The following is a 12465-nucleotide window of genomic DNA, read 5'->3' on the forward strand; positions in this document are numbered from 1 at the left end:
TTTAAGATAAAAACTACAGTTTGTTTCAATAAATTAAATGGAATGGCGTGGAGTGATTTTTTTGGTAATTCTAACGGAGGCGAAAATAGTATTTCGATTCAAATGAGCCTCATTTTTCGTGTATTTTTTTTCGACAATTGTTTGTTAATGTTTTTTAGAAAATAGAAGAGTAATCTTTTATCTTACAATTGATTACCTGCTAAGGGCAGTGTATAACTGATATTCTGAAAATCACTATCAGAAAAATAATATTAATCTGTTAAATATCAATTTTACCGTTGAAATGCAACTATTTTAAAAATAAGTAATATATTGATTACAGAAAATGAATACAAAAGACAAGGTTCATTTTTTATTATATCGAAAACGCATAACAACTTCCAAATCCGATGATGAAAATAATAACCGAATAGGTTAGTAGTTTTATTCCAAATTCTTTATCTTCCTTATCAAATATAATTTTATAAAGTCCTATTAAAAAAGCAATGCTGCTTAGGAACATTAGTACGGCCATTACTAATAATACAATTATCATCTTTTATAAAAATTAATATATTAAATTAGATACCGCCCGAGCTCATACTAGCCATACAAGTCCCGAAGCCAATGATAAATGCGATGACTGAACCGATGATTAATTTTACACCAACTTTTCGGGTGCCTTTGGAAAAAGCCGCTAAAATTATACCGATGACAAAAACAATCGGGCTCAAGATGAGTATCAATACAAGTACTTGTCCCCAAAAGTTCGACATCAAAAATACATTCCCCATAACTAAAAGTTTAACTCTTTTCTGATTTCGTCTATCTTATTGTCTCGGTAAAACAAGTTCATCGTTTCAAACGGAACAATCTTACCTCTTTTGTCTACTATGTGCACACAAGATTTTTTAACCGCTCGCACATCAAAATCATGCGCATCCATGAAATTCATGATAATAATACGAAAAAGATTTTCATAATGTAAACTGTCCGATTTCACTCGTGGCAAGCAACACATCAATTCTCCGAATTCTTCTTCAGCACAATCTACCGAAATGCCGGTGCTAAACAAATTGAGCATGTGGTTTTTCAACTTCTCGTCGTTTTCAAAAACGATGGTGTTTTTCGAATTGTTCAACAAGTCTTCCGGGTTGATTAAGTTGGTCATCGGCATGATTTCGCCATCAATTTTCAAAGCATACGCCATACACAAAGCATCGGGATTACAAGGCACCGGAATCAAATCCTGAGGGGTGAATATCGGATATTGCTCATAGATTTTTCTGCGAACTTCTGTCAAAGTAATTCGGCCTTGGTGGTCATCATAATTGTCATTTCGTCCGGCTACTTGGGTTGGTTGGAACGTCACGCCGCGCACACATTTTTGTTGTACGGCATACTCCAATATTTTTCCGATTTCATCATCGTTTTCACCCTTTTGCAAAGTGATAACCAAGGTAGTTGAAAGGTTGAATTGGTTTAAATTCGCAATGGCTTTTTTACGAACTTCTGTCAAATCTTCACCACGGAGTTTCTCTAAAACCTCGGGTTTGAAACTGTCGAATTGTAAATAGATTTCAAAATCGGGCATGTAGGAAGCCAGTTTTTCTACAAACGAAATGTCTTTGGCAATGCGAATGCCATTGGTATTCAACATCAAATGGCGTATGGGTTTGCTTTTAGCGATGTCTAAAATCTCAAAGAACTGAGGATGCACGGTCGGTTCGCCACCTGATATTTGTACCACATCGGGTTCGCCTTCATTGGCTACGATAATGTCGAACATCTTTTCAATTTCTTCTAAGGTTCGGTGGTTGCCGTAATTCGGACCCGAACTCGCATAACACGTTGGGCAAGCCAAATTACAGCGGTCAGTCACTTCTACAATCGACAAACACGAATGTTGCTCATGATCGGTGCACAAACCACAGTCGTACGGACAGCCGTAATGCACTTTGGTATTGAACTTCAAAGGCACTTCCGATTGCTTGTTGTAGTTGCGAATTTGGCGGTAGTATTCTACATCATCGGCTATCATTACCTTACTATCGCCGTGGGTTTTGCAGTGTTTGAGCATCCAAACCTTATCGTCTTGAAAGACAATCTTGGCGTCAATGGTATGCAAACATTCCGGACAAAGGCTTTTGGTATAGTCGTAGTAAATATAATCTCTATTAGGCATAGCGTATCAGTCTTAAAATGAATTTATAATAATAAGCAAAAAGGAAAAGCGCACTCCAATGAATGCTGCTCATTCCTAAAAATAACGGATGATAAGGTTTGATAAATTCCACTAAAAAGCGGTACAAAAAGTACAACACCATAAACAGTTTGAATCGGTCACCGTTAAGCATAGTCTTGTGTTTTATCTTTCGAAACAGAACAAAAAGCAGCACCATATAAGCCATTTCATAAAGCGCTACCGGATGTCGGAGTTTCCCATCGCCTAAATCCATTCCGAAAATAAAATGGGTTTCCACACCATAAGTAGCCTCAGTAACACCCATCGAAAAGCATCCAATGCGACCAATAAAAACCGCTACAATAATCGGAATCACGTAAATATCGCCCGAAGCGGTTTTGACACCAATGATTTTCTTCATCGCTTCCACACCAAACAATCCGCCGAGAAAACCACCGGCAACTGTTTTGTTTTGGTAAAAGGTCAGCCATGTTTGCTGCCATATTTCCGAAGGTGTTTCGAGCATCGCAATTACTCTCGAACCTATCAATGCGCCTATCATTGCGCCCAGCATAATCCAAAGGCGATTGATATCTGATATCGGGTCGGCAATTCCTTTCTTTAAATGGTAATATAAACGAACGCCAATAAAAAAAGCCAACGTCTCAAATATAATATGAAGATTTACCGCATCGCCAAAAAGATTGAATTGAAAAGGAAAGGTCATGAATAGCGGTTTAATAGGTGTCTAATATAATAAATAAACGGAACACTAAAATTGTCATTCCCAACTTGATTGGGAAATGAACACTTTTAACTACTTTTGCACCAAATTTAATAAATACAATACATGCTTACAGTTTCTAATTTATCGGTACAATTTGGTAAAAGAATTTTATTCGACGAAGTAAATACTACCTTCACCCAAGGCAATTGCTACGGTGTAATTGGCGCCAATGGTGCCGGAAAATCTACTTTCCTTAAAATTTTAGCCGGCGATATTGACCCAACCTCAGGAAGAGTTTTCTTGGAACCGGGCAAACGGATGTCGGTGTTGAACCAAAACCACAATATGTTCGATGAGCATACCGTGTTAGAAACCGTTATGATGGGAAACAAAGTATTGTTTGCCGTAAAATCGGAAATGGATGCTTTGTATGCCGATTATGATGATAAAAATGCCGACAGAATAGGCGAGTTGCAAGTGCAGTTTGAAGAAATGAACGGTTGGAACGCCGAATCCGATGCCGGAGCGATGTTATCCAACTTAGGCATTGGTGCCGATATGCATTATACGTTGATGAGCGAGATGGAAGGGAAGATGAAAGTGCGTGTCTTATTAGCGCAAGCTTTATTTGGCAACCCGGATGTGTTGGTAATGGATGAGCCTACGAACGACTTGGATTTTGAAACCATTTCCTGGTTAGAAAACTTCTTGGCCAATTATGAAAACACGGTAATTGTAGTATCGCACGACCGTCACTTCTTGGATTCAGTTTGTACGCACATTTCGGATATCGATTTTAGTAAAATCAACCACTACTCGGGGAACTATACTTTTTGGTATGAATCAAGTCAGTTAGCGGCACGTCAAAAAGCGCAACAAAACAAGAAAGCCGAAGAAAAGAAAGCCGAGTTAGAAGAATTCATCCGTCGTTTTAGTGCGAATGTGGCGAAGTCTAAGCAAGCGACTTCCCGTAAAAAGATGATTGAAAAATTAAACCTTGACGAAATCAGACCGTCAAGTAGAAGATATCCTGCCATTATTTTTGATGTAGAAAGAGAAGCCGGAGACCAAATCCTTCACGTGCAAAACCTAGCCGCTTCTGTAGATGGCGAAGTATTGTTTAAGAACGTCGATTTGAACATGGCGAAAGGCGATAAAGTAGTCGTGTTCTCCAAAGATTCGCGTGCTACCACCGCTTTCTACGAAATCTTAAACGGCAACCAAAAAGCCGATGCCGGAACCTTTGACTGGGGAATTACGACTACCCAATCGTATTTACCAAATGACAACAGTGCCTTCTTTACCGACGGCAGTTTGAACTTGGTAGATTGGTTGCGCCAGTTCGTAAAAACCGAAGAAGAAAGAGATGAAGTATACGTTCGTGGGTTCTTAGGAAAAATGATTTTCTCCGGAGAAGAAGCCTTAAAAAAATGTACGGTATTATCTGGAGGCGAAAAAGTACGTTGTATGCTATCTCGCATGATGATGATTCGTGCCAATGTGTTGATGTTAGACGAACCAACCAATCACTTAGATTTGGAATCAATCACGGCATTTAACAACTCATTGAAAAACTTTAAAGGCTCAGTACTATTCACCACTCATGACCACGAGTTTGCGCAAACCGTAGCGAACAGAGTTTTAGAAATTACACCAAATGGGGTTATTGATAGGTATATGACTTTTGATGAGTACTTGGATGATGAGAAGGTGAAGGAGTTGAGAAAGAAGATGTACTCATAATATAGAATTGAAAAACCGCCGTTGGGCGGTTTTTTTTATGGTTTTGGAGTTAATAGTAACCTCAGTTTACATTTGTTTTATTTCTATTGTACGTACTCTCTTTAAATATCTTATATAATTTGCTCGATTGATACTTGGATATTTAAATCTAGCTGCTAACTCATAGCACTCAAAATGAGATAATTTACTTAAGTCGTATTTTTCAGTTTTACAAAAGTCTGAGATTCCTTTACAAGTATTAAATTCATATAAATTCACATAAGCATTTAGAATTTCATCTTTTGTGAATTCGTAGTCAATTAAAACGGCTAATAAAACTTCATTAAATTTCCTTTTAAGATTTAATTCTCTATCATTTGTGATATTCCGAATTAACTGCTGATTTATCGTACTTGCGCCTTCAATCCTGGTTGATGTAATATTTTTTAGTATTGCGCGGAAAATAGAATGTGTGTCTATACCCTTATGAGTAAAATATCTTTTGTCTTCTATTGAAATTATTGATGTGGTGAAATTAATCGGAAGAGCGAAATTTTTCCTCTGAGATTGCTCTATATTCTTTTTACTTTTTAAATATTTGTTTCTAAATGAAGCAGAATATTTTATTCTAATTAGAGCAATTATTAAGATTAATTTCCCGCTAATTTTATTTATTGTTTTAACCATGTTTTTACCATAGTAATTTTACCGCTTGCATCACCAGCAGTTGATTTAAAAACACCACTAAGATTATTGTTATGATTAAATTCTAGTATGTAGGTAGCTCTAGTTTCTCTTTTTCTTCCTTCCTCATTAATATTTAAATAAACTTTTGATTTTCCAAAAAACTTTCTTTCAGAGTAACCTTCAATATCAATAAGAACTCTTTTTTCCCTGATAAAAACCGTTTCACTTCCATCAGGTTTTATATCTTTTATTTTTTCTCCAGAACCTGATAATTCATATCCTTTTTGTATTAAATGTATTTCATATTCTACTTTCAAATCTTTAAACGGATTATATGTAGTTTCCTCTATTGTGATTATCGTTTTCCATTCACCTGTCAAATTAATTTTAGGAAAAACATACTCGTTTAGAAGGAAAAGGATAAGTGTCAAGAGTAGCCCTCCTAATATCGTACCTATTATATTAATTATAATTTCGCACATGTTAAATAGTTTATTAAGTTAAAAATTCTTGTAATGGCAAGAATTTGAAATAGCAATAGAGCCAGCGAACTGATTAATTTCTATTAAGATAAACTTTTTCGTGAAGAAAGAAGTGCAACTCAAGAAAAACCAGCTATATAGTAAAACCGTTGTTATGAGACGCTTTTTTATCGAGGTTTATAATATTCTTACTAAGTAACTCTTCAAATAAATCAATAGAATTATCCACATACTTTCTTGGACTGCCTGAACAAGTTACATAAAATTGATTTAGTTTACTAAGCACTTCTTTTTTCTTTAAATCAAAATCGTCTGATTCCTTTGACTCAATAAGCATCTTGAACCAGTTGATATTAGAGTGATGTATTTTTCCATATTTTAGTGGAACTTTATAACTAAAAAGTGATTTTTCATAATATTTTAAATCTTTTAAACTTTCACTGTTATCTAAAATATATTTATCTACAGAGTTATGAAGAACTATGCCAAAGTGATTCAAGTCTTCCTCTAACAAATATGCATCAATTATAGGTTGCCCAAAGTATATTTGCTCAGATTTATTAACACTGACTTCTCCGTAAGCAACGCCACCTTTTACTGGAATACCGTTATCAATACATTTTCCAAACAGATAACGAACTGCCACCAGAAAATACTCAAAATTATAAACATCATCATTTTTTGAAAATATTACGATTGAATCTGAGAAATTGACAATGTAAACTTCAGAATCAAAATAATATTCAACGAAACTCTCATTATTATTACTATTTTCAATGGTTTTTTTTACTTTATTAATTGAAGTCAACTTTGAATATATATCATCGTGAGTGTTTCTCATTACGCTATCTTTGAAGCCGAGAATATCTAAGAATGCGACGAATCTTTTATCTGTTGTTTTCCAATTTGTCTTTTTCGATTCAGCCATATGTTTTAATATAAGAGAGTTAAAAAGTATCACATAACGTGCCGCTTATTGCAACAGTTACGACTATTAATTACTGATGATTCCAATTACGAAATTTCAGAGAAAATTCTGAAATAAACCTACGCATGCAATTCTTATAAACCTTTGTTATCAAACGTTTAATCTAGGCGGAAATATGATTCAATTTTTTTTACTCTTTTTATCTGCTTTTCAATATGTTCAGTTGAACAATTTTTACTTTGTAGATAATCTTTATGTTTTTGAATAAATTCTGCGAAACCTATACCTTCTTCTTCAGCTGCTATCAAAGATTTCAATGCTCTTTCTCTATCAAATTCGTGAAGTGCAAATAAGCAATCTTCAATTCCGTAAGATGATTTAATTAAATTGTCTAAACTCATGATTATTATTTATTGGTTAATTAGTAATATTTAAAACTGATTGATAAACTTTTTCAATAAAGTTGAAAATCCACGTTTCGTTTTTAAAATTGTTTGCTAGCTAGTAAGTTGGTTTGATAAAACTAACCCATTCCCAAATATAAATAATCCCCACCAATCCCTTTCATTTCTTATAAAATAAATCCGCTTATCGGGTTTTTGTGTTTTTGGTCGGGAGTTGGTTTACACCTAATAGGTTTCTAAAACCTGTGAGGTGTTGCTTAACAAGGCGTTCCGCTGTGTTAATAAAGTATTCCGCCGGCAGAAAGAGCCAAGAAGGTCGCGGAAAGTGTCAGTAAGGTGGCGGAAAGAAGCAATAAGATTACGGAAAGAGTCAGGAAGGTGGCGGAAAGTGGTAAAAAAGTAGCGGAAGCTATCAAAGGAGTAGCGGAAACATTTAGTAAGGCGCGGAATACAGCATTCAAGTAGCGGAAACCATCAATAAGGTAGTGTTCAATAACCTTCAAATCACAAAGAAACACCTGCAACCTTCGAATAGACACCTACCAACTCCGAATGAACACCTGCAACATCCGAATAGACACCTGCCGAGTCTGAATGAACACCTGCAACTTCCGAATAGACACCTGCCGAGTCTAAATGAACACCTGTAACTTCCGAATGAACACCTGCAACATCCGAATAGACACCTGCCACTTCTGAATGAACACCTGCAACATCCGAATAGACACCTGCCGAGTCTGAATGAACACCTGCAACTTCCGAAAAGCCATCATCAACCTCCGAAAAGCCATCAACAACTTCCGAAAAGCAATCAACAACTTCCGAAAAGCCATCATCAACCTCCGAAAAGCCATCAACAACTTCCGAAAAGCCATCATCAACCTCCGAAAAGCAATCAACAACTTCCGAAAAGCAATCAACAACTTCCGAAAAGCCATCATCAACTTCCGAAAAGCCATCATCAACCTCCGAAAAGCCATCAACAACTTCCGAAATGCAATCAACAACTTCCGAAAAGCAATCAACAACTTCCGAAAAGCCATCAATAACTCCCAAAGCTTCGGGAGTAAAAGCAAAAACTACAACAACGAAATTTGAAAATCCAAGATAGCCTTATGGTTTAGGAAATAGCCCCTTTGTATCATCGAGAAATAGGTGTAGAGTATGTTATTCTTGGCCAGTATAGCTTCAGTATCATATTGGTTTCCATCAAAATAAACCAAATCTTTACTCAAATAGTCCTCAAATAGGGTTTTAAATTCAGGGGTAATTGCTGTTTGGTATAGCTCATCTTCTATGGTTTTTTTCAATTCGGCTTTAAATCTTGACTCCAATGCATAGTAATTGCTCATTCGGTTCCTAATTTCTTCTATCTGGTGTTGCTCATAGCTAAAGTTGAATTTCTCAAACATGTCAATATAATACTGAACCTTTTGCTCATGACGGGCTTCTACTTGATAGAAGTTTTTATAATAATTAACCAATTGGTGATGCGCTACTTTCGGCAACGCTTTGGTGTAAAAAAACTTAAATATTGCAACATCATTGGCTTTTAGTTTTTCCTTGCTGTCAGTGAGGTCTCTTTCTAAATTGTCAACCAACAATTGCGCCTCCGAAGCCTTGTATTTATTGCCGTCATAATCAAAAGTCTTGATGTCAACCTCTTTGCGGGCAATTTGTTTTAAGGTTTCTAAATCGTTACTCAACCCTTGTTTACTATAAGCCAATTCTACTATAGTATGGCTATACAAATCATCAAAAGTCAAATCGGTCTCCGTATTGTCTAATAGGCTGTCTAATGCCAAAATGCTTATAGTGTGATGGTCATAATAGCCATTGTACAAGTCGGGATATTTGTTGTCTTCATAGTCTTTTTTGATGGCAGTTTCAAAATGAATAAGGTCTTCCTCAACCGGTGCTTCCGGATATACAACGGGTTCAAACATCTTTTTAGTTACTTTTTCTTGGGCAAGACTTACATTGCTAAACAACACATTGGCAGGTCGATTGTCTATGGGTTGCAAAGAAAGATTCAAATTTTTAAAAGCCGCAATTCTTTCTTCTGTCGCCGGATGTGATTCCCATTGGTTTTTAATCACCAGTTTCGACTTATTAAAACGCTCATAGAAATCGCTTTCTACTTGGGGTAAATTATGCGCTATGGCTATCTTGCTGCAGTTTGCCATAAAATTCATGGCCAAAGTATGTTGGGGAAAAATGTTAGTGGTAGTAACCGATTGCTCTATTTTTTGATTGTAATAATTAAGCACATTGTCAAAAGAGTTCGAGGCCAAATCCATGCGCAACATCGAGTTAATCATGGGTTGAGAACCTACAGTATTGGCCGCAATTTCATCGGCATGAAACTCCATTTCTCTCGACAATCCCATATAATTCACATTCACAATCTTATACATAAATTGAAGAATGTATTGGATCATCTTATTAAACGCAAAAGCGATGTGAATTAAAAAGGCAAAAAAACCACTCTTGCTAGCCCAGGAAGAAACCGCATTGCCATAATCCTCATTCTCATACAAAAGGTTATAAATGACTCTGTTAACATTGTAAACATAACTCCCGACTTTCATCGACTTTTGAGAGAAATGCCCAAACTCATGAGCCAAGATTCCTTTTAGTTCCGTAACCGTAGTGGCGTTAACCAACCCCATTCCGATGTGAAGATTCTTTTTCACCGGAAAGAACATGCTCCAAAACCCCGAGTCATAGAAAACCGAAGCATTCACTTGGGGTGAAATATAAATTTTGTTAGGAAAATCAGTGCCGATTTCCTCTACCAATTCTTGTATCATTTTATACAATTCGGGTTCTTCAGTAAGGTTAATCTCGGTCAGATAAGAATAATCACTGGTATTTTTAGCAAATAAAAACTTCACCATAAAATACAAGATAAAAAAGCCTGCACCAATGATACCAAGGCCCAACATCAAAGTGATGAATGAAGGCTTGGCTGCAATCAAAGCAATAGCAGCATAACCGCAACCTACAAAGATGCCAACCGCCAGTAAAAACAATAGGAGATAAACGATGATAAATAAAACAATCGAAAAGATGGCTTTGTAAGCTTGTGACTTAAACTTAGGAGAGATTTTAACAGTCGGCATAAATAGCGTTTTAGATTTTCCAAAAATATCAGAATTATGGTTATCTAAAAATTATTTTTTAAAAATTATTCTTACTTATGGTTTTTATTCGGGGGATAAGGGTAAGTCATCAGAAACGGCGAACTAAAACTTAACCGCAAAGCACACAAAGAAGGCGCAAAGAACGCAAAGTTTCTGTTGCCGTTGTCTGTTGTCAGAAAATCTCTGTGAAGCTCAACAATCTCTGTGAATCTCTGTGTAACTTATTTAACGGCAAAGCCTCTCGGTTATCAACCAAGCCAACTGCTACAGCGACTGCGAACTAAACTTAACCGCAAAGAACGCAAAGAAGGCGCAAAGAACGCAAAGTTTCTGTTGCCGTTGTCTGTTGTCAGAAAATCTCTGTGAATCTCAACAATCTCTGTGAATCTCTGTGTAACTTATTTAACGGCAAAGCATCTCGGTTATCAACCAAGCCAACTGCGACTGCGACTGCGAACTAAAACTTAACCGCAAAGCACACAAAGAAGGCGCAATGAGCGCAAAGACTTTCTCTTATCAACTAAACCAACTGAGACTGCGACTCCCAACTCCCAACTCATAACTCATAACTCCCAACTCATAACTCCCAACTCCAAACTAATTTGCCTTGCTTAAAAAAAAACGCTACTTTTACCACCCAAACAACACTACCATGAGTCAAAAAGTATTGCTCACTTCCAAAGAAGTCAATATCATACTCCATCGTTTGGCTTGTCAGTTAATCGAAAACCACCTCGATTTTTCCAACACCGTTTTAATAGGCATACAACCACGAGGCACTTATTTGGCCAACCGTGTAAAGGCTTTATTGGAAAACGATTACCAAATCAAAGACGTTAAGTTAGGCTTTCTCGATATTACTTTCTTCCGTGATGATTTCCGTCGGGGTGAAAAGCAATTGGAAGCCAACAGGACGCAAATCGATTTTTTGGTAGAAGATAAAAAAGTGGTTTTTATAGACGACGTGCTATTCACCGGAAGAAGTATCAACGCCGCCTTAACCGCTGTGCAATCCTTCGGCAGACCCTCAGAAGTAGAACTTTTGGTGCTCATCGATAGAAGATTCAGCCGCCATTTACCCATACAACCCGATTACCGCGGTCGTCAGGTAGATGCCATCAATGATGAAAAAGTAATCGTGTCTTGGAGGGAGAAGGATGGAGAAGACGCGGTATATTTAGTATAAAGTGCGAAGTACAAAAGACGAAGTACGAAGTTAAAAAGGAACATACAACTTACAACATACAACAACAATGTCCGAACTGTCAGTCAATCATTTACTAGGGATTAAATACCTGCAAAAGCAAGACATCGACTTGATTTTTGAGACGGCCGATCATTTCAAAGAAGTGATTAACCGCCCGATTAAGAAAGTGCCTTCCTTGCGCGACATTACCATTGCCAATATCTTTTTTGAGAACAGTACGCGTACCAAACTCTCTTTTGAATTGGCCCAAAAAAGACTGTCTGCGGATGTCATTAGTTTTTCGGCAGCGCAATCTTCGGTTAAAAAAGGCGAAACGCTGATTGATACCGTTAACAATATCTTGTCGATGAAAGTCGATATGGTCGTGATGCGTCATGCCAATCCGGGTGCGGCTTACTTCTTGTCACAAAATGTAAAAGCCAGCATCATCAACGCCGGTGACGGTGCGCACGAACACCCAACACAAGGGTTGTTAGATAGTTATTCTATCAGAGAAAGATTGGGCGAAGTAGGCGGGAAGAAGGTTGTAATTGTAGGCGATATTTTGCACTCACGAGTAGCTTTGTCAAACATCTACGCTTTGCAAATGCAAGGTGCCGAAGTCAAAGTCTGCGGCCCAAAAACATTAATCCCGAAATACATTGAAAGTTTGGGTGTAACGGTTGAACCTAATCTGCGTAAAGCACTAGAATGGTGCGATGTAGCCAATATGCTTCGCGTACAGAATGAAAGAATGGATGTGAATTATTTCCCGTCAACCAGAGAATACGCCCAGCAATACGGGGTGGATAAAGCCTTACTGGATTCGCTCAATAAAGAAATCATCATCATGCATCCCGGACCAATTAATCGCGGTGTAGAAATCACTTCGGATGTTGCCGATTCACAGCAGTCGGTTATCCTAGACCAAGTCGAGAACGGTGTAGCGATAAGAATGGCGGTGATTTACCTCTTAGCTTCTAAAATACAACAATAAAAAAAGTCCCGATTCAATCGGG

Annotated in this window: 12 protein-coding genes; 3 read left to right on the forward strand and 9 right to left on the reverse strand. The window is 37.1% G+C overall.

Going from position 1 to position 12465, the window contains the following annotated elements:
• Positions 1-560 precede the first annotated feature (560 nt).
• From ACK4R1_RS07215 to ACK4R1_RS07225, 3 genes are read right to left on the reverse strand one after another with little or no spacing between them, the layout of a single operon-like run.
• Complete coding sequence (locus tag ACK4R1_RS07215; protein ID WP_409685144.1) at positions 561-773, reverse strand: hypothetical protein; 213 nt, start codon at positions 771-773, stop codon at positions 561-563.
• A 2-nt stretch (positions 774-775) separates the two neighbouring features.
• Positions 776-2164, reverse strand: a complete 1389-nt coding sequence (locus tag ACK4R1_RS07220) for a radical SAM protein (RefSeq protein WP_409685146.1) — start codon at positions 2162-2164, stop codon at positions 776-778.
• Entirely contained in the window at positions 2157-2891 is a 735-nt protein-coding gene (locus tag ACK4R1_RS07225) for a prolipoprotein diacylglyceryl transferase (RefSeq protein ID WP_409685148.1), read from the reverse strand. The genes ACK4R1_RS07220 and ACK4R1_RS07225 overlap by 8 nt, the downstream gene beginning before the upstream one ends.
• Positions 2892-3014: 123 nt before the next feature.
• On the opposite strand from ACK4R1_RS07225, the gene ACK4R1_RS07230 reads away from it, so the two are divergent.
• Positions 3015-4634, forward strand: a complete 1620-nt coding sequence (locus ACK4R1_RS07230) for an ABC-F family ATP-binding cassette domain-containing protein (protein WP_409685151.1) — start codon at positions 3015-3017, stop codon at positions 4632-4634.
• 66 nt (positions 4635-4700) lie between these two features.
• Here ACK4R1_RS07230 and ACK4R1_RS07235 read toward each other — a convergent pair whose 3' ends face one another.
• From ACK4R1_RS07235 to ACK4R1_RS07260, 6 genes are all read right to left on the reverse strand, one after another.
• Positions 4701-5300: a biosynthetic peptidoglycan transglycosylase gene (locus ACK4R1_RS07235; protein WP_409685154.1), complete on the reverse strand. Its 600-nt coding sequence runs from the start codon at positions 5298-5300 to the stop codon at positions 4701-4703.
• Positions 5285-5782: a hypothetical protein gene (locus tag ACK4R1_RS07240; protein ID WP_409685157.1), complete on the reverse strand. Its 498-nt coding sequence runs from the start codon at positions 5780-5782 to the stop codon at positions 5285-5287. Before ACK4R1_RS07240 ends, ACK4R1_RS07235 begins: the two co-directional genes overlap by 16 nt.
• A 133-nt stretch (positions 5783-5915) precedes the next feature.
• Positions 5916-6710: a hypothetical protein gene (locus ACK4R1_RS07245; protein WP_409685159.1), complete on the reverse strand. Its 795-nt coding sequence runs from the start codon at positions 6708-6710 to the stop codon at positions 5916-5918.
• 158 nt (positions 6711-6868) lie between these two features.
• On the reverse strand, positions 6869-7111 hold the full coding sequence (locus tag ACK4R1_RS07250) for a hypothetical protein (protein ID WP_409685162.1): 243 nt from the start codon (positions 7109-7111) through the stop codon (positions 6869-6871).
• Positions 7112-7618: 507 nt separating this feature from the next.
• Positions 7619-8170 carry a hypothetical protein gene (locus ACK4R1_RS07255; protein ID WP_409685165.1) on the reverse strand — a complete coding sequence of 184 codons (552 nt, stop codon included), beginning with the start codon at positions 8168-8170 and terminating at the stop codon, positions 7619-7621.
• A 23-nt stretch (positions 8171-8193) separates the two neighbouring features.
• A complete protein-coding gene (locus ACK4R1_RS07260) occupies positions 8194-10239 on the reverse strand; it encodes a M48 family metalloprotease (protein ID WP_409685168.1) in 2046 nt (681 codons plus the stop codon).
• A gap of 673 nt (positions 10240-10912) precedes the next feature.
• On the opposite strand from ACK4R1_RS07260, the gene pyrR reads away from it, so the two are divergent.
• Positions 10913-11446, forward strand: a complete 534-nt coding sequence (gene pyrR, locus ACK4R1_RS07265; protein WP_409685171.1) for a bifunctional pyr operon transcriptional regulator/uracil phosphoribosyltransferase PyrR — start codon at positions 10913-10915, stop codon at positions 11444-11446.
• A gap of 67 nt (positions 11447-11513) precedes the next feature.
• Complete coding sequence (locus tag ACK4R1_RS07270) at positions 11514-12443, forward strand: aspartate carbamoyltransferase catalytic subunit (protein ID WP_409665867.1); 930 nt, start codon at positions 11514-11516, stop codon at positions 12441-12443.
• Positions 12444-12465 lie beyond the last annotated feature (22 nt).

Origin of the sequence: Flavobacterium sp., assembly GCF_046293665.1 — a bacterium.
Classification (GTDB): Bacteria; Bacteroidota; Bacteroidia; order Flavobacteriales; family Flavobacteriaceae; genus Flavobacterium.